Source organism: Exiguobacterium sp. SH5S13 (genome assembly GCF_004337085.1).
Taxonomy (GTDB): Bacteria; Bacillota; Bacilli; order Exiguobacteriales; family Exiguobacteriaceae; genus Exiguobacterium; species Exiguobacterium aurantiacum_A.
The window spans coordinates 1-19,076 of record NZ_SJUS01000016.1 but is presented as its reverse complement, the minus strand read 5'-3'; the positions used below and the strand labels follow the sequence as shown (position 1 = coordinate 19,076).

Sequence of the window (19,076 nt, the reverse complement as noted above, 5' to 3'; positions counted from 1 at the left end):
AGGAGATACGCTATGAGCCATTTTATATATGAATCGACTGGTCAGACGCTTGATTTCGAGCGCCGCGACGGTCTGACACACATCGTCTCGGAGACGCCGCTCGACGTTCGTCTCGGTATGTACGATCAGTCACGAGACGAACCGAACGGGATGAACATCTCGTTCACGTTAGACGAACAGTTCAGCGTCGCCGTCCCGTTCAATAACTTGATCCCGGTCTACTATTCAGAAAGTCCGATCGTCGTCGGGACGTCACTTGAAGAAGTGGCACAGCTAGCCGGGAAAACGGCCGTTCGCGCAGAGGCCGTCTCTCAGATGCGCCTCATTGGGCATGTGTTTGGGGACGGGACTCGCTTCGAAGGGATCAAACGTCTCGGAGCGGGCGAACGATTGACGGTGCGTGACGGGGCGGTATTGCTCGACACGTGGGACGAACTTCCGCAAAGTACGCCACAGCTTCGCGACGATTTTGTCGACTCGTGGATGACGGCGCTTCGAAACGCGGTCAACGTACCGATGCAAGCCGTCAATATCCCGTTCGCCGGGTCAGCGCTCGACGTGTTGCTCACAAAACTTTATCTCGAAGCCGGAAAAAACGTGACGCTGCACGTACCTGACATGGGAGGGAACGAGGCGCGTGTCGCACGCGACTTGTTCGACGACATCGAGCTCGCCGAGACGGCTGCCCCCGAGGCGACACTCGCGTTGTCGCTCTCTAAACGGATCGCCGCTTCCTACGAGGCGACAGACGGCAACTTGACTGCCTATGAGAGCATCCCGACCGGTAGAGCCGTTGACCTTGACTATGTCGAGGTTGGGAAACACGGGACGGATTGGTTGTATGGGAAACACGTGTTTTTGAAAGACAACATGGATGAGCACGAAGCGAAGCAACAATTATCACGTAAAGCGATTCGTGCATTCGAAGGATTTGGTGAAGCGGAACGCGAACAAGTGGAAGGTATGCTCGACCGCCTATTCGACGCAGAACCGGAACGCGATTGGAACGGCCGGCTCGAGGCGGTCTGGTTCCATTTGAAGATCGAACATTTCCATGCTTACGCACGGCGTGGGTTCATGGGTGAGATGACGCTGTTGCAACCGCTTTTCGATCGCGACGTCTTGCGTCACATCCTCGAAGCGCCATACGAACTGCGCCGCCAAGGTCATCTCGTCAAAGTTGCGCTTGAGGAGCTATTTGGTACGAAACCGCTCCACTTCGTCAAGGAGACGTTCGCTTGGAGTGACACACCGCTGTTGCCGACGGTCGTACCGACGCCGCTCAACTGGCGGCTCGTGCTTGAGGCGACCGCATCAAATCAAGTGAAGCGAATGAATGAATTGCTCGGTGTCGAACCGGGCGTGACTGAGGCTTTCCAACCGAGCGAGACGCCAGACCATGGCTACGTCTCACTTTGGAACGACTGGACGGCTAAAAACTGGTCGGCCCGCCTGTCTGGTTCGGAAATCGAACCGGAGACGGTCGAGTTGATGATTCCGGAGGCACACAAGCCGCGCAGCGTCACGATCAAGCCGTTCATCTATCACTACTTCATCCCGTTCAACGCCGAACTGTTCAACATGCGTGAACAAGGATTTGCCACCCATATCGAAGTCAAACCGCTCGGCGGGGAGAACGGCTACGTACAATTGTTCAACCAGAGCTTCAGTGCGCCGCCATCGACAGAGTTCCAAAAAGATGCGACACTCGGTAGCGCCCCTTATATAAACATCGAAGGAACGATCGAACTCGTGTCTGACGAGACGACACCGATCGAACTATACGTCATGCAATACGACGCGAAAAAGAATTTGAAGAAGACGGCGTTCAGCCATGAGCTCCGTCCCGGCGTGAACACGCTCCGCCACCGTTTGCCGAAAGAAGTCGAGGCCAAGTTCGTCAAGTTAGCGATTAAATTCCAAAACAATCAACACACCGTCCAAGTGAGGATGGGGTCGTGGGTCATAGAAAGCTGAGGAAATCGTCATGGATCGTCAACAAGTTGAATATGTAGAACGTGAGAATGCATTTTTGCGGGAACAGTTACATGCACTGACAGACCAAATCGAAACGGTGAAGCAAGACGTGCTTGAAGAAGGCGCGAAGCATATTCGCGGCAAAGAGAACACCGTCCAAAAAATGAAAGAGCTTGAACGCGAAATCCGCCAAGCGAAAGCGAATACGGACAAGTGGAAACAAGAAGCGATGAAGGAGAAGCAGCGAATCGAAGAGTTGACTAGTCAAGTTGAGCGTTTGCAAGGCGTGGTCAATCGGGCGAAATCAATCCCGTTCGCGGGTAAACTCGTCACGAAACTCGAGCAGGAAGGCAAGCCATCATGAGTCACTACGATGAGCTGTTAGCTGAAATCGTAGCCGAGAAGAAAGCGTGGAACCGATTCGTCGAGCAAACGTTCGAACCGGTGAAACTCCCGCCATGGTTTGACGAGCCGGTCGAACGGGGAATCAGTGTCATCGTGGCCTCTCATGACTCGGAAGAGCTGCTCGCGACATGTCTCGCCTCGCTCGAGGCCCAGACGCTTGACGCCTCGCTCATCGAATGGGTGCTCGTCTTCAATGGAGACAAGAACGAAACGTTGCTTGAGGCGAGTCGGCAGTTTGGCCGTGACGTGACCGTGCATCGTCTGCTTGAAGACGAAGCGAACGTGAGCATCGCCCGAAATCGAGGACTCGAGACGGTGACGCGTCAATACGTGACGTTCTTGGACGAGGACGACACGTTCAGCCCGACCTACTTGGAACGACTATTAAACGAGGCGTTGCCGGACCGGGTCGTCATCGCCGATATTCAAGACTTCGATCCCGATGGCAACGTACTCGTCTCGCCGCTCCATCGTGAGTTCGAGCGACTCGCCGGAGGTGACTGGTCGTACGAACAAATGGCACAGCTGTTGACGCTGAATGCCTGCAAGCTCATCCCAGCGGTGTATGCGAAACAAGTCCGTTACGAGCCGTCGCTTCGCAGCGGGGAAGACGTCGTGTATTTCTCGACGCTCTTCTCGACCTATCAACCGGCCGTCACGCTGTTGCCGAGCGGCACGGACGCCGTCTATTTCCGCCAAGTGAGAGGCAATTCAGTATCTCGGCAGGCAGCGAGCCGCGAGTTCTCGATTCGACAACGCCTCGCCGTCATCAAGTCGCTTAGCGATTTGCTTATGAACGCGAACGACGCATCGCGCCGTTTCATCGAGCGCAAGATTGATGCCCAAACATCGATGATGAGCCTATACTTCAAAGATCATCCTGAGGAGCGTGGGGCCATTCATCAACTTGTCGTCGAGAGCGATCTGCCGTACTTTTCATACAGCATCTTGAACCAACACGCGGCAACGGTTGGACTTGTTCTCGGGGAAAAACTCGAGAACGTCGAACGACTCGTCTCGGAATATCCGGGCGACACGATTCTCCGAGTTTACTTGCTTAGTCCGTTCACACGAGGTAAGCTTGCCGAAGCTGTCAGTCCGGAAGTATTTCGTCGTCTGACGTTCGCTAACATGACTTCAGTGTCGAATTGGTCATTATTGCCTGAAGTTTGTTATAGTTTAGGAGATGTTCGGGCGGCGGCCTTGAGCACGGAATATGTGCTTAGTACGACCGTGCGAGCGGTTGCGTCGTCGTAATCCCGTTTTGTCATTAAAATGTAATTGCTTCTCAATTCACATCAGGAGTATAATGGGTTTGATTTTTGATGAATTCTTAAATAAAGTGAAATGTTAAGCAATATTCAGTGACCAGTGTCACTAACATCTATGGAGGTAAGCTCAACTATGAAAGTATGTACAATCGGATTAGGATATATTGGACTCCCAACGTCTGCAGTCTTCGCCCAATACGGTGTCGATGTGCTCGGCGTAGACATCCATCAGTCAGTTGTCGATAAATTGAACCGTGGTGAAATCCACATCGAAGAGCCGGGCCTCGGAGACGTCGTCAAAGACGTCGTCGCCAAAGGCAAGTTCCGTGCCTCGCTCGAGCCGGAGAAGGCAGATGCATTCATCATCGCCGTTCCAACACCGAACAACGATGACGAACATAAATCGTGTGACCTCACGTACGTTCTTGAAGCGACGAAACGCGTCCTTCCTTACGTTGAAAAAGGGAACGTCATCATTGTTGAATCAACGATTGCCCCACGTACGATGGATGATCACGTCAAGCCCCTCGTTGAAGCAGCAGGCTTCACAGTCGGCGAAGACATCTTCCTCGTGCATTGCCCAGAGCGTGTCCTCCCAGGACAAATTCTGCATGAGCTCGTTTACAACAACCGTATCGTTGGCGGCATCACGCCAGACTGTGCTGAAGCCGGTGCTAAAGTATACGGTACGTTCGTAAAAGGTGAGATTATTAAAACAGATGCGAAGACGGCTGAAATGTCGAAACTCATGGAAAACACGTTCCGTGACGTCAACATCGCACTTGCGAACGAACTTGCGAAAGTGTGTAACGCCCTCGATATCAACGTCCTCGACGTGATCGAAATGGCGAACAAACACCCGCGTGTCAATCTTCACAGCCCAGGCCCAGGTGTCGGTGGACACTGTCTTGCGGTCGACCCGTACTTCATCGTCGCGAAACAACCAGAGCTCGCGAAAATCATCAAGTTGTCACGTGACACGAACGTCTCGATGCCGGCATACGTCGTTGAAAACGTTCAAAAACTTGTGTCAGGTCAAACAGATGCAAAAATCGCCGCGTTCGGCGTAACGTATAAAGGGAACGTTGATGACATGCGTGAAAGCCCAGCTGTTGAGATCATCGAAATGATGCTCGAGCAAGGCATGAACGTCGCCGTCCACGATCCACACGTCGAAGTTTCATCGTCGAAACACTTCGATCTCGTCTCGAAAGAAGAAGCGGTCAAAGATGCGGACGTCGTCCTCGTCCTCGTTGACCATAACGAGTTCAAAGCGCTCGACTTCAACGAGTTGAACGCAGCGATGCGTCGCCCGATGATTTTTGATACACGTAATATCGTGAAGGCTGATGACAGCGACCTCGCGGTTGTAAACTACGGAAACTTGTACAAATACGTCAACGGAAAAGTAACGTTGGCTTAACCTGTGTGCCGACTATGATCAAAGCCTCGAAGCAAGTATTCATCGAATTATGGGAGAGTCTCTATTTAATTGTGAGACTCTCTCTATATGAAACGAAAAGTCGCTATTCGATGCAGTACTTCGGATACTTGTGGGAAATCTTGACGCCAATCATTCAAATCAGCATCTATTGGCTCGTCTTCGGGTTCGGTCTTCGTGCGGGTCGAGACGTTGGTGATGTCCCGTTCCTTCCATGGCTCGTCTCCGGAATTGTGCCATGGTTCTTCTTTGGACCGGCCATCGTCAGTGGTTCTCGATCCGTTTTTTCGAAGATTGCACTCGTCTCAAAGATGAGCTTCCCGATCAGCACAATCCCGGCGTACGTCATCTTGTCGGAACTATACCGACACGTAGCGATGGTCGTGATCGCGTTCATCTTGATGATGGCGTTTGGCATCAGTGAAGGCTGGAACATCCTGTTCTTGCCGTACCTGCTTCTCAGTGCGCTCGCGTTCCTTTATGCGTTCTCACTTTTGACGTCGGCACTGGCCACGATTATCCGCGACTTTCAAAATTTGCTGTCACAAATTATTCGGATGATGCTTTATTTACTACCTATCTTTTGGCAACCGACCGGAACGCTTGAAACGATTCTCATGATCAACCCGCTCTACTACTTGGTGGAAGGGTACCGATCGATGTTCCTCGGAACGGATTGGCTCATGCAAAATCTTAGCTACGGCCTCTACTTCTGGGTCTTCACGCTCGTGACGTTCTTAATCGGTTCGGCGATCCACGTTCGTTTCCGTCGCTACTTCATTGACTATATTTAAGGAGCGGTGACGTATGAGCTACCAAGTAAAGTTTGAAAACGTATCAAAACGGTACACGTTGTACCGGAAACAAAGTGATAAGCTGAAAGAAGTGTTGTTCAACCGGGCGAACGGTAAGCAGTTTTATGCGCTCCGTAACGTCACGTTCGAAGTCCCGCCTGGAGAGGTCGTCGGGATTCTCGGGATTAACGGTTCGGGGAAATCGACGATGTCGAATCTTCTGTCGGACGTCATCCCGCCGACGCACGGCAAGATCGAGCTGCGCGGAAAACCGTCGCTCATCGCCATCTCGTCTGGACTCAACGGAAACTTGACTGGTATGGAGAACATCGAACTGAAATGCCTCATGCTCGGCATGGACAAGCATCAAATCAGAGCGATCACCCCGGGAATTATCGAGTTTGCCGATATTGGCGACTTTATCGATCAACCGGTCAAGACGTATTCGAGCGGCATGAAGGCGCGACTCGGCTTCGCCATCTCGATCAATATCAACCCTGACATCCTCGTCATCGATGAGGCGCTCTCGGTCGGAGACCAAACGTTCACCGACCGCTGTCTCGTCAAGATGAACGAGTTCAAAGACGAAGGAAAGACCATCTTCTTCATCAGCCACTCGGTGTCACAAGTTCGGCAGTTTTGTACGCAGGCGATCTGGCTTGAATACGGTGAGATCCGTGAGTACGGACTCGTCGACGATGTGGCCGACGAGTACATGAAGTTTTTGAAATGGTTCCGTACGCTTGATTCGAAGCGTCAATCGGAGTTCAAACAGCAAAAAATGGAACAACGCACAACGATCGTCGACCAGAACGATATCGGTGAGACGATCATTTTGCCGCGTCACCCCCGAAAAGGAGAATCGCTATGATTAAAGTTATGACCGTGTTCGGCACGCGTCCCGAAGCCATCAAAATGGCTCCACTCGTTTTGGAGCTCAAAAACCGTGAAGGGATCGAACCGATCGTCGTCGTCACAGCCCAACATCGGGAGATGCTCGACCAAGTCTTGCAATTGTTCAAAATCACACCAGACTATGACCTAGACGTCATGAAGAAGAATCAAACGCTCTTCGACGTGACGACACGCGTCCTTCACGGACTCGATGAAGTCATGAAGGAAGCGAAACCGGATATCGTCCTCGTCCATGGGGACACGACGACGACGTTCGCAGCGTCACTCGCGGCGTTCTATAACCAGATTGCCATCGGTCATGTCGAAGCGGGGCTACGCACGTACAACAAGTACTCGCCGTATCCGGAAGAGATGAACCGTCAATTGACTGGCGTCATGGCTGATCTACACTTCGCACCGACCGAGACGTCAGCTGAGAACTTGCTTCGTGAGAACAAGACAGAAGCAGACATCTTCGTCACAGGCAACACGGCAATCGATGCGTTGAAGACGACCGTTCAAGACGGGTACGACAATGAACTGTTGAACTCGATCACATCACAAGGCAAGCGCCTCGTCTTGTTGACGGCACATCGTCGGGAGAACCTCGGTGAACCGATGCGCAATATGTTCCGTGCTGTCCGTCGCTTGATTGAAAAATATGACGATATCGAAGTCGTCTATCCGGTCCATATGAACCCGATCGTTCGGGAACTGGCCGGTGAGATTTTAAACGATCTCGACCGCGTCCACTTGATCGAGCCGCTCGACGTGTTCGATTTCCATAACTTCGCATCACGCTCACACTTGATCTTGACAGATTCAGGTGGCGTACAAGAAGAAGCACCATCACTCGGCGTACCGGTCCTTGTCCTTCGTGACACGACGGAACGTCCGGAAGGTGTCGCAGCCGGAACGCTCAAACTCGCAGGCGTTGAAGAAGAAGTCATCTTCGGCCTCGCTGACGAGCTCTTGTCTGACGCGGCGGCGCACCAAAGCATGGCGAAAGCGTCTAACCCATACGGGGACGGGGAGGCGTCACGCCGCATCGTCGACGCAATCGTCGAACGCTTCACGCGTTGATGGGTTTAGGCTGTCCCTCGGGGCAGCCTTTTATTTTTTATGAGAAAGGAGGGAACTCATGCTCTTCAGTTCGACGATTTTTTTATTCTGGTTTTTACCGATTGTTCTTATTCTCTATTATGTCGCACCGCGTTTTTTGAAGAACACGGTGCTCCTGATTGCCAGTCTATTGTTCTATGCATGGGGAGAACCGATCTATACGACGGTCATGCTCGCGTCGATCGTCATGAACTATGCGTTCGGTCTGCTCGTCGACAACAACCGTGACGACAAGAAGAAGGCGAAATGGCTCGTCGGGGCGATGGTCGCTGGAAACGTGTTGCTGTTATCCGTCTTCAAATATACGAGTTTCATTATCGAGAACGTGAACGCCATCACGGGTCTCGAGCTGACCGATCCCAAAATCCCTCTTCCGATCGGGGTATCGTTCTTCACGTTCCAAGCGATGAGTTACGTCATCGACGTGTATCGAAAAGATGGGAAAGTCCAGCGCAACCCGCTCGACCTCGCGCTCTACATCTCGCTCTTCCCACAACTGATTGCTGGGCCGATCGTTCGCTATCAGACGGTCGCTGACGAGATCAATGATCGCCGTGAGACGATGGACGACTTTGCGAGCGGGGTGCAACGGTTTGTCATCGGTCTCGCTAAGAAAATGCTCCTCGCCAACAACGCCGGCTACGTGGCCGACCAAATTTTCTCGCAAGACGCCGGGGAGATGTCGATGGGCCTCGCTTGGATCGGGATTATCGCGTACTCGCTTCAGATTTATTTTGATTTCTCTGGATATTCCGACATGGCGATCGGGCTAGGACGGATGTTTGGTTTTCATTTCCTTGAGAACTTCAATTATCCGTACATTTCAAAGTCGGTGTCTGAATTTTGGCGCCGCTGGCACATCTCGCTCGGTAGTTGGTTCCGTGACTATGTCTATATCCCGCTTGGTGGGAACCGTGGCAGTGCGTGGAAGCTCTATCGTAACCTCGCCGTCGTCTGGATTCTGACCGGGGTTTGGCACGGTGCGAGTTGGACATTTATCGCCTGGGGTGCCTACTATGGAATCTTTATCATGCTGGAGCGGGCGTTCCTCGGGGCGTGGCTCAAAGCACTCCCGGCACCGCTCGCCCATGCGTTCACGTTGTTCGTCGTCATCATCGGTTGGGTGTTCTTCCGAGCGGATGATTTCCCGTACGCCATCTCGTACTTGGCGGCCATGTTCAACTTGAATGGGGCGGCGGTATGGGATAGTGAGGCGATGTTCTACTTCGTCCAATACGGGGTCATCTTACTGATTGCGATGATTGCGGCGACACCGCTCCCGAAAGTGTTTGGGGAAAAAGTGCTCCGTCTCGAACAGGAGAGCAAGAAACTATGGGTCAACTACATGGCCGGTTTCATGCGCCTCGGATTTATGGCGACGATCTTCATCTTCGCCGTGTCGTATATTATCGCGAGCAGTTTCAACCCGTTCATCTATTTCCGGTTTTAAACGACAGGAGCGCAACGTATGTGGCATACGTTGCGCTCTTTGTGTTCGGTGAGATTATCTGACAGGCTATTCATAATTCAATTTCCATAAAACAAGACATTTCCCATTTTTAAGTTATATTTATATAGTTAAAATGGTATAATTCCAAAAGAAAGGAAGTGAGTTTTTGAAAAACCTACATAAACTACTATTTGTACTGATCAGCATTCTTTATTTATCGGGATGTGACACATCATCCTCTGCAAGACCTACTGTTGAAAAAGAGGATATTCATATAAGCGATTCAAGAGTATTTTACAACGAAGAGATTGAAGGATTGCTCGTGTGGTTCACGAGTAACCTGGAAGAAGGCTTGGATGTGAATGCGACATTGTATGATTCGAGCGACGCCCCCATCGCGACAACTGATGCGGTGCTCGAATACTTTAGCGATCATGAAACGCGAATCAGCATGCCCCTTACGGAAGAAGAGCTAGCACACTTGAAAGATCCTGACGTGTACTTGGAATTGGCGATCGAGGTGAGAGATATCGGTAGCCCTAGCAAGAATCAACAGTTCTTGTCGGCCGTAGGCGGTGGAACGAAGACATCGGTTATGGAGCAATATGCAGACTCGGACGATGTCGTCATTGTGGAGGGGTCTACGAGTGATGAGTTTGATTACGCGATGAAAGTGACCGCAGATCCCGTTTTGATTAGGGATTTCGAACTGTTGCAACAGGCTCAGAATGAAGCCGAAGCCGAAGCCGAAGCTGAAGCTGAAGCTGTAGCGGTTGTCGATGTGGAAGAAGAGGTGGTCGAAGGAGAAGTGCTCGTCGATGAGCCTGCACGTTACTCTGACGACTTTAACGCATACAACGCCAAGTACTATCAGCACTTTGGCAACTATGAGGATTTGTTGGGGAGCAACTTTGAGATTTTAGCAATGGATGGTTTCGGCAATCAAAATATTTTAGACGATTTAATTAGATGGACGCAAGAGTTCGATGAATTCTTAGACGTGTATGAAGATGGAGCGAAACCGCTCAATGAGGTTGATTTGGCGCTTTATCACCATACGTTGACGATGATTGATCAGCAAAGGACGGTTAACCGGAATGTCATACTCGGACTGACGGAATATGACGAGTACTATTTGCTTGAAGCAGCGAATGAGCTTGCGTCTGTCGTTGATTTATTCCTGGAAGGTGAAGACCTTCTTTCGCGACCAATCTAATTCAAAAGAGGCGTCGCACACCTGAAAAAAGGGTGATGGTTCCGACAAGTGTCGTGACCATCACCTTTTTCTTTTTACTCATTCAACTTGTCGTGATAGAGCGGGATGAACTCACCGAGGTTGACGTTGTGGATGAACAAGACGACGTCGATGTCGTTATCCTTCACATACGTTTCAATCGATGACTCATCGAAATGGCGGATATCGATGACCGACAGATGACCAAAATGTTCCGGCAACAGCGTTAGCATCGGATTGGCGTACGAATCTTTCAAGATGAGTGTCCGTGTATCATTCTTCGGCGTCTCTTGGTTCATTGTGATAAGTGGCCAGTTACGGTGTAAGAAGAGCGAGTACATCTCCGTGTACGTCTCTTCCGATTTGAGTGGTTTTTTGTTGATCAAATTACCGTTACACGGTTCGGCCCGGTTGTAACAAATCGAACTTGGCGTGAATCCGGCCTTTGGTTCCATCCATTCGAACGTATCACCGCTCTTGACGTATTGGAGCGTTGTGCTACGGGCGTAAGAGCCGTAGTATGGGCGGTCGTGCGCCTTCTTCCGGAGTTCGCCTGGCTTGAGCGGATCACTGACTTCGGGATGTTTGGCAGCAATCTGCTTCACCGTTTGGACGTAAGCCAGATAAGCGCCGTTTATATTCCAGTGGTAGTCGGTCTTATAAAAGACGTCACTCAATTTGTCCGCCGTGTTCAGTGGCTTGCGGTAATCCATGACCGTCATTCCCTCGACCGTAGCCAAGCTGTCACGCGTTTCTTTAAAGATTGTTGGTGCCTCGTTGCCCATGTAGTCAGGCATGTTCGGTTCGACTTCGACCATCGAAGCTTTGTTCGGGGCAAGCCCGAAGTAGACATCGACGCCAGCCGACTGCATCGATGTCGTGAACGCCGACAGATCATCGAGGAGCATGTTCGTGTCGATCGTCTCTTTCATGGGAGACTCCATCGTCCCGTCAGCCGAAACGTAAATCCCATTCTTCACGGTCTGCCGGAACAAGTCTTTCGATAAAAACGCATGTAAGCTGATCCAGCTGTCACGGTTAAAGACGTGATCGGTGACATACGTCTCGACGCTCTTCATATAGGCGCCGGACATGACGTTCTCGAACGTGAGGTCGGCGGTCGCTTTGGCGAGTTCGCGATTCTCCATGGCAGAGACTTCGCGTTTCTCCGAAGAGAGCGTCACATAGGCGCCGCCTATAAGAAAGGCTAAGAAGCCTATGATTAGCAAACTATGGAATACTCGTTTTGTAACGATATGTCGCGTCTCGTGCCGCTGTCGTGTGCTCCGAGGCGTAGGATTCAAGTTTTGCATTGTTGCGACTCCTTCAAATTCAAATTAATCCGATACTCATTCTACCATATATTTGCTTTACCTACTGTAACAAAAACGTATCAGTCAATCGAAGAAGCCGTTGATGTTATACTTGAAATCAAGGCAGGTGACCCCTATGCGACGACATCAAGCGGACGGTACGTACCGGTACGTCCTCATCTTAGGGGCGAAAGTGAACGGGACGGCACCGTCACGGGCGCTCCGAAACCGAATCGACGTGGCGGCTACATATGCGCGACAGCATCCGCACGTCATCCTAATCGCCTCCGGCGGGCAAGGTCCGGACGAAGGGATGGCCGAGGGGCGCGTCATTGCCCGGGAATTGATCGACCGTGGCGTCGACCCGGGACGCATTCACGTCGAAGCCGACTCGACATCGACGTACGAGAACTTTTTATTCAGCCGCGACGTGTGGGCAGGCGAGACGGGATTGACGGTCGTGACGAACGACTTCCATGTGCGCCGGACCCGGCTCGTCGGGCGGCTCTACTTCGGGCTCGAGACGGACGCGCTCTATGCCCCGACGCCGGCTGCGGCGAAAGCGAAGTATGTCATCCGCGAACAGCTCGCCTATATCAAGCTATTGATCAACTATATGCGCTGGAAGTGGCGCCCATGAAAACAAGGACTTAGCGGTTGCTAAGTCCTTGTTCGTCGTGACAGCCGATCTCTTCGGACAACAACTTTCCGAACGCCTCGGCGCCATCGATGTTCAAATGGACACCGTCACTCTCAAAGTAGTCGGCTTTATCGGCGGACGCTTCATGCCAGTCGATGAGCGTGACGAAGTCGTGCAGTTCGCTCGCGCGCTTGAGTTTTTCGTTTACTTCACGTTCCCACGGGCGCGGGACATGCGTATTGATGACGTACACGTGATCGGCTGATTCAAACATACCGATCAACGTGTCGAGCTGTTCCATCTTGAAAGCTCCGTTCGTCCCGAGGTGGAGGAAGACGACGTGGCCGGGGGCGTCAAAGTCACGATAGCCCGCGGCGACATCTTGCGCGTCACGGACTTGGCGACCGACTTCGGCGTCGATCGTCATGTTCGGGAACGCGGTACCGAGATACTCGTTCAAGCCGAGCAAGACCGAGTCGCCGATGGCAAGTGCGGGCGGACACGACTCGACCGGCCGTTCGGTCGTCGTTTCTTTTGGCTTCGGCTTCGGTGCTTTGACGACCGGGAGCTCGTGTTGCCGGTCCGAGTTATCCGTGAACGCGAGGATCGTCAAATTCCCGACGAGGACGACTGACAAGGATGTCGCGATTGTGATCGCAAACAGTCGAGCCGGTTTGATGTTGCGAGTCGGGATCAGGTTGCGGATGACATGGCGGAACCCGTCGCGGCGAATCGGTGTCTCGACGTAGCGGTAAGACGCTTCAGCGATGAGCAGCGTGAGCATGACTTGACCGAGTGCGAGAAGGGGATTGAACGAACTGATCCGCTCAAGCGGGGTCGTCAAGATGATGACCGGATAGTGCCATAAGTAGATGCCGTACGTCCGTGTCCCGATTAACCGAAGCCAAGCGCTTCCAAACAGACGGGACCAGAGCGTCGACGGATGGGCCGTCGCGGCAATCAACACACCTGACGCCACGGCGACGAGCAAGAAACCTCCATAATACAGGAACGCATCATAGGCGTTCGCTGTCATCATGACCGTGACGAGCGTTATGAGCGCTCCGGCACCACCGCCGTTCAAAATACGAAGACCGAGCGCTGGCATCTCGCGCTTGAACGCATCCGGACGCCAACCGAACGCGAGCAACGCCCCGGTGAGGAGCGCGAACAGGCGTGTGTCGGTGCCGTAATAGACACGGCTCGGATCCGTCCCGGGTGTGAAGCTGATTGCCATCCAAACGGTGGAGGCGAGTAAGACGATGCCGGTGAGCTGGAGGAAGCGTTTCTTCACGGTCAGCCCAAAGATCAACAGCAGCGGCCAGACCAAATAGAACTGCTCCTCGATCGAGAGCGACCACAGGTTTTGGAGCGGTGACGGCTTGCCGAAACTCTCGAAGTACGAGACGTCGTGGAAGATATACCACCAGTTGTTCACGTAGGCGAGCGCGGCGAGCGTATCTTGGCGCACCGTATCAAGCAGTCCGCGCTCGAACAACGTGACGTACGCCATGACGACCGATAGCATGAAGACGAGCGCCGGCAACAGGCGCCGGAACCGGGCGATATAGAATCGTTTCAAATTGATCTGTCCGTGTTTAGCTTGCTCCCGAAGCAAGATGCCGGTGATCAAATAACCGGACAGGACGAAGAATAAGTCGACGCCGAGAAAGCCGCCGGGTATGTATGGTGCGTTCAAATGAAAGAGTATGACTGCAAAAACGGCGAACGTGCGCAGGCCGTCGAGACCTGGCATATACGTTGCTTTATGGTGTAAGGGCTGCATGACCCCACTTCCTTTCTCAAGTCCAAGCGGAACGTTTCCCTCTTTTGTAAAGGGATCCATACTCCAGTATAGCGAGCGCTAGACTTGAAAAAGTTTCAAATGATTAACATTTTAGCTTACGAAGTGGAGGATAACAGGGAACAAAAAAGGGACACGAAGTCCCTAGTCACGTTACAACATTCCGATAATCGTCCCACCGACGACGCCAGCGATGACGAGTGCCCAAGGCGGCAGTTTCCAATAGGCGATCATGACGAACAAGAGGGCGGCGAAGACGAAGTCGACGGCGCCATTCACCGTGCTCGTGAAGATCGGCTGATAGAATGCGGCGATCAAAATCCCGACGACGGCCGCATTGACACCAATCAACGCACCGGCCACTTTCGGGTTGCGCCGGAGTGCGTCCCAAAACGGTAACGCCCCGAGGATGAGCAGGAACGCCGGCAAGAAGATGGCGAACGTCGCGAGCAGTCCGCCCGGGACACCGTTGATGACGGTCCCGAGGTACGACGCGAACGTGAACAGCGGACCCGGTACGGCTTGGGCCGCCCCGTAGCCGGCGAGGAACGCCTCTTCGCTCAAGAATCCGGCCGGGACGAGCTCGCGCTCGAGGAGCGGCAAGACGACGTGACCACCGCCGAAGACGAGGGCACCAGACCGGTAAAAGCTGTCGAACAAGGCGAGCGACTGGCTTTCAATCGTCTCACGCAAGAGCGGCAAGATGACGAGTAAGGCTCCGAACAGACCGAGCAGCGTCGCCCCGAGCCGTTTCGAGAGCGGGAACGAGGCCGACTTGACGTCGAGATGTTGCGGTTTGAACAACAAGAATCCGGCGAGCGCGGCCAAGCCGATGACGAGCACTTGGCTATACGTCGTCTGCCAGAGGAGCACACCGGCGAGCGCGAAGAAGGCGATCGTCCGCGTCTTTGCGTCCGGCGTCAGCTTGCCGGCCATCCCGAGAATGGCGTGGGCGACGATGGCGACGGCGACGATTTTTAAGCCATACAGCCAGCCCGCGTCGGAGACGTCGAGTCCTGAGACCAAAAGGGCGAACAAGATGAGGGCGATGACGGACGGTGCCGTGAACCCGATGAACGAGGTTATGCCGCCGAGGATACCGCCACGGACGATGCCGATGCCGATCCCGACTTGACTGCTCGCAGGGCCAGGTAAGAACTGACAGAGGGCGACGAGGTCGGCATACGTTCGCTCGTCCATCCATTTCCGGCGCCTTACGTATTCCTCATGGAAGTAGCCGAGGTGGGCGACCGGTCCGCCGAACGACGTCAAGCCAAGCCGGGTCGATACGAATAAAATCTCCAGTAACGTCTTGAACGTCACACGTTGATTGGCCATTGGTTTCACTCCTTGATCTCTTTGAATAGTTCGTGCGCTTTTTGCCGGGCTTCGGCCAAGACGACGAGCCCTTTTTCGGTCGTCGTATAGTTCTTGCGGATATGACCGTCGACCAACTCGTTCGTCCGAGTGAGCAGGCCGTCTTGTTCCATGCCGTGCAGGATCGGATAGAGCGTCCCGGCACTGATCGAGTAACCGTGCTCGCGCAGCTCTTCGACCATCCACGCCCCATAAACCGGGTGTTCGGACGCATGGTGCAAGATATGGATATGAATAAAACCAAGAAACAGCTTACGAAGGACGCGGTCTTCCACTTGCTTCATCTCCTTGAAATCGGTTTTCGATATCGGTTTTCGTAATCATATTAACAACGGGGAGCGAACCGTGCAACCCGTGAGGCGGCATTTACAAAAACTTAACCTTTGCACATCGGTAGGAATCGATTCGGAAAATATAGGGAATTTATCGAAAATGAGGTAAACTAAAATGTAGAAAACAGCGTAGGAGGAAATGACGTGACAGAACGAGACAGCACCCCATACAGATCCTTGTTGCGCCATATGCCCCAAGGCTACGTCGAATTCAAAGTCATCTTCGACGGTGCCGGGGAGCCGGTCGATTATGAGTTTGTCGAAGTGAACGAAGCGTTCGAAAAAATGATGAAGGCGAAGCGCAAACAGTTTCTCGGCGGACGCATCACCGAGCAGTTGAAAGACTTCGAATACAGCGAGCGCGAATGGATCGTTCAAGTCGCGCGGGCGGTGAACAACGGCGAGACGATCAAGTTCGAACACTTCTCGCGCCGAAACAAAGCGTGGTATGAACTGTCCGTCTTCAGCGAACGACCAGGTTACGTCTCGACCTTGTTCCATGACATCACCCCGCACGTCCAAGAGAACAACGCCTTGAAACAACTCGTCAACGTGTCGCATCGCTTCGTCGCCACGGGCCGGGAACTGTTGATGAACCAACATTTCCTCGACCAGATCCGTGACTTCACCGGTGCGAAAGCGGTGACGCTCAACTTGATGAATGACGATGGACAAACGTACTCGACGGTCGCAATCTCTGGGATTGACGAGCTACTCGAACGCAGCTTGGATGTCCTCGGCTTCCACCCGGTCGGCAAGAAATGGCCGATGAGCCGGAAACGCATCGAGCTGTTGGAGTTACCGAGTCCGATCATCTTGGACGAAATCGAACCACTCATGGACGGGGTATTGCCGAAGCGGCTCGTCAAAAACATTTTACGCATCTTCGACCTCGGGCAAGTCATCTTGTTCAAGATTGAAAAAGACGGCGTCTTTTACGGTGACTTGACGATCGTCATGCAAGGGAAGAAGCGGGCCGACCGTCTCGGTCTCGTCGAGCTGTACATCGTTCATATCCTCGAACAGATGACGAAAGTCGACCGTCAAGTCGGCGAGGCGAAAGATTCGATGTTCGAAGGGTTCGCCACCGTCGACCTCGAGTGCATCATGTCACTCGCGACGCGAGACGTACTGCATTTGAACAAAGCGTGGGAGCGTGTGCTTGGCTTCTCGATCGAGTCACTCGAGAACATGGACTTCATCGGGCTCATCCATCCTGACGATCAGGCGAAGACGAAAGCGTCCTTTAGTGAGCTCGATACGGCGCGTGAACTGTTTCGGTTCGTCAACCGTTACCGGACGATCGATGGGGATTACCGCTCGATCGAATGGCATTGCAAAGTCCAAGGCAACTACATCTACGCCGTCGCCAAGGACGTGACCGAACGCGTCCAGCTCGAAGAAGAACTCGCCGAGCGCGACCGTCTGCTGACGAAGTTGTCCGACCAAGTCCCGGGCGCCATCTATCAGTTCGAGCTCCGGCCGGACGGGTCGTTCCATTTCCCATTTATTAGCCATGGCTTTGAAGTGTTGACCGGGATCCCGGTCGATGAAGTGAAACGAGACGCGGATCTCGTGTTCAAAAAGATGCACACAGACGATTATCCGCAAGTGATGGCGAACATTGAAGAGTCCTATCGCAATTTAACGATATGGGATGCCGAATTCCGCTTTCATCGACCGGACGGGCGGACGACGTGGATCCTCGGCTCGTCTCGCCCTGAGAAGCTCGCCGAGGGGCACGTGCTCTGGCACGGCTACATCGGGGACGTGACCGAGAAGAAGACGTACGAGATGGAAATCGAGTATTTGAGCTATCACGACCAGTTGACCGGGGTGAAGAACCGCCGCTACTTCGACGAGGCACTCGTCACGTTCGACGAGCCGGGCTATTACCCGCTCGCCCTCATCGTCGTCGACATCAACGGCCTAAAACTGACGAACGACGCGTTCGGCCACTTGGTCGGAGACCGGCTCTTGATCGAAGCGGCGAATATTTTGAAGCGTGAAATCAGCGGTGTCGACACGGTCGCCCGGATCGGCGGTGACGAATTCGTGATCATCTTGCCGAATACGCCGTTGTCTGATGCGCAGCAGTTGTCCAATCGATTGAGCCGTTTATTCCTTGAAAGATCGATTGAAGGGTTGCCGATCTCGGCATCGTTCGGAGAAGCGGTCAAAACTGACGGTGCACTGTCGATCATGGACGCGTTCAATTTGGCTGAAGATCAGATGTACCATCATAAAGTGTCCGAGAAGCAGAGTCGCCGCCACTCGTCGATTCAATTGATCATGCGGACGCTGTATGAGAAAATCCCGCGTGAAGAGGCGCACTCGCTGCGCGTCGCCGAGCTATCAGGTCAGCTTGGCGAGGCGATGGACTTGACGAGCAGTGACGTGAACGAGCTGAAGACGGCCGCCATCCTGCATGATATCGGCAAGGTCGCGATCAGTAATGAGATTCTCGACAAATCGGGTGCTTTGACCGAAGCCGAGTGGCGCGAGATCAAACGTCATCCCGAGGTGAGCTACAATATTTTGAGCACTGTCCCTGAGTACGGGACGCTGTCAGAGATCGTGCTGTCGCACCATGAGCGTTGGGACGGGAACGGTTATCCGAACGGCATAAGCGGGTTTGATATTCCGCTCGCCTCCCGGATCATCGCGCTCGCAGACACGTTCGACGTCATGGTGACGGGCCGACCGTATCGCCGAGCGAAGACGCTTGACGAGGCGCTCGCCGTCATCGAACAAGAGGCAGGTCGCCAGTTCGACCCTGTACTCGTCGAGGTGTTCTTCCAAAAGATTGTTCCGACGTTACAACGCTAGAAGAGGCTGGGACATAACTCAGTAGATTTATAAGAAAGAGGCCACCGGGAGCGACTTGTTCGCTCCCGGTGGCCTCTTCTCATTTTTATGGGTTCGTTCACGCATTTCGGACTAAACAGATAGGGGCGACCTCTGATAAAGTTAAAGTGACCAAACCATAACTTTGGAGGTGCCCCTATGTACAAAAAGTATA

15 protein-coding genes are annotated in these 19,076 nt (G+C 53.0%); 11 read left to right on the top strand and 4 right to left on the bottom strand.

Going from position 1 to position 19,076, the window contains the following annotated elements; all coding sequences use genetic code 11:
- Positions 1–12: 12 nt before the first annotated feature.
- The 9 genes from EVJ30_RS09330 (at position 13) to EVJ30_RS09290 (ending at position 10,570) form a co-directional block, all read left to right on the top strand.
- Positions 13–1,977, top strand: coding sequence for a hypothetical protein (locus tag EVJ30_RS09330; RefSeq protein WP_131468849.1), 1,965 nt, complete (start codon positions 13–15; stop codon positions 1,975–1,977).
- Between the two features lie 10 nt (positions 1,978–1,987).
- A complete protein-coding gene (locus EVJ30_RS09325; protein ID WP_131456479.1) occupies positions 1,988–2,341 on the top strand; it encodes a hypothetical protein in 354 nt (117 codons plus the stop codon).
- Positions 2,338–3,639 (top strand): glycosyltransferase, encoded by a 1,302-nt coding sequence (locus EVJ30_RS09320; protein ID WP_131468847.1) that lies wholly within the window; start codon positions 2,338–2,340, stop codon positions 3,637–3,639. The genes EVJ30_RS09325 and EVJ30_RS09320 overlap by 4 nt, the downstream gene beginning before the upstream one ends.
- A 147-nt stretch (positions 3,640–3,786) precedes the next feature.
- A complete protein-coding gene (locus tag EVJ30_RS09315) occupies positions 3,787–5,076 on the top strand; it encodes a nucleotide sugar dehydrogenase (protein WP_131468845.1) in 1,290 nt (429 codons plus the stop codon).
- 14 nt (positions 5,077–5,090) lie between these two features.
- The gene (locus EVJ30_RS09310) at positions 5,091–5,888 is read left to right on the top strand and encodes an ABC transporter permease (protein ID WP_131456484.1); all 798 of its coding nucleotides are present in this window, start codon (positions 5,091–5,093) and stop codon (positions 5,886–5,888) included.
- A 13-nt stretch (positions 5,889–5,901) separates the two neighbouring features.
- Positions 5,902–6,759 carry a teichoic acids export ABC transporter ATP-binding subunit TagH gene (gene tagH, locus EVJ30_RS09305; RefSeq protein WP_131468843.1) on the top strand — a complete coding sequence of 286 codons (858 nt, stop codon included), beginning with the start codon at positions 5,902–5,904 and terminating at the stop codon, positions 6,757–6,759.
- On the top strand, positions 6,756–7,865 hold the full coding sequence (gene wecB / locus EVJ30_RS09300; protein ID WP_070328536.1) for a non-hydrolyzing UDP-N-acetylglucosamine 2-epimerase: 1,110 nt from the start codon (positions 6,756–6,758) through the stop codon (positions 7,863–7,865). The genes tagH and wecB overlap by 4 nt, the downstream gene beginning before the upstream one ends.
- 58 nt (positions 7,866–7,923) lie before the next feature.
- Positions 7,924–9,354 (top strand): MBOAT family O-acyltransferase, encoded by a 1,431-nt coding sequence (locus EVJ30_RS09295; RefSeq protein WP_070328537.1) that lies wholly within the window; start codon positions 7,924–7,926, stop codon positions 9,352–9,354.
- Between the two features lie 166 nt (positions 9,355–9,520).
- The gene (locus EVJ30_RS09290; RefSeq protein ID WP_131468841.1) at positions 9,521–10,570 is read left to right on the top strand and encodes a hypothetical protein; all 1,050 of its coding nucleotides are present in this window, start codon (positions 9,521–9,523) and stop codon (positions 10,568–10,570) included.
- A gap of 74 nt (positions 10,571–10,644) precedes the next feature.
- Here the strand turns inward: EVJ30_RS09290 and EVJ30_RS09285 are convergent, their stop codons facing one another.
- Complete coding sequence (locus EVJ30_RS09285) at positions 10,645–11,736, bottom strand: DHHW family protein (protein WP_161567607.1); 1,092 nt, start codon at positions 11,734–11,736, stop codon at positions 10,645–10,647.
- A gap of 301 nt (positions 11,737–12,037) precedes the next feature.
- Between EVJ30_RS09285 and EVJ30_RS09280 the strand changes: the two genes are divergently transcribed.
- Entirely contained in the window at positions 12,038–12,541 is a 504-nt protein-coding gene (locus EVJ30_RS09280) for a YdcF family protein (protein ID WP_131456492.1), read from the top strand.
- A gap of 10 nt (positions 12,542–12,551) precedes the next feature.
- On the opposite strand, the gene EVJ30_RS09275 is transcribed toward EVJ30_RS09280, so the two are convergent.
- From EVJ30_RS09275 to EVJ30_RS09265, 3 genes are all read right to left on the bottom strand, one after another.
- A complete protein-coding gene (locus tag EVJ30_RS09275; RefSeq protein ID WP_131468839.1) occupies positions 12,552–14,327 on the bottom strand; it encodes an acyltransferase family protein in 1,776 nt (591 codons plus the stop codon).
- Between the two features lie 171 nt (positions 14,328–14,498).
- Positions 14,499–15,683 carry a chromate efflux transporter gene (chrA, locus tag EVJ30_RS09270; RefSeq protein ID WP_131456496.1) on the bottom strand — a complete coding sequence of 395 codons (1,185 nt, stop codon included), beginning with the start codon at positions 15,681–15,683 and terminating at the stop codon, positions 14,499–14,501.
- 5 nt (positions 15,684–15,688) lie between these two features.
- The gene (locus tag EVJ30_RS09265) at positions 15,689–15,997 is read right to left on the bottom strand and encodes a PadR family transcriptional regulator (RefSeq protein ID WP_131456498.1); all 309 of its coding nucleotides are present in this window, start codon (positions 15,995–15,997) and stop codon (positions 15,689–15,691) included.
- A gap of 201 nt (positions 15,998–16,198) precedes the next feature.
- On the opposite strand from EVJ30_RS09265, the gene EVJ30_RS09260 reads away from it, so the two are divergent.
- A complete protein-coding gene (locus tag EVJ30_RS09260) occupies positions 16,199–18,883 on the top strand; it encodes an HD domain-containing phosphohydrolase (RefSeq protein ID WP_236634069.1) in 2,685 nt (894 codons plus the stop codon).
- The last annotated feature ends 193 nt before the right edge of the window (positions 18,884–19,076 follow it).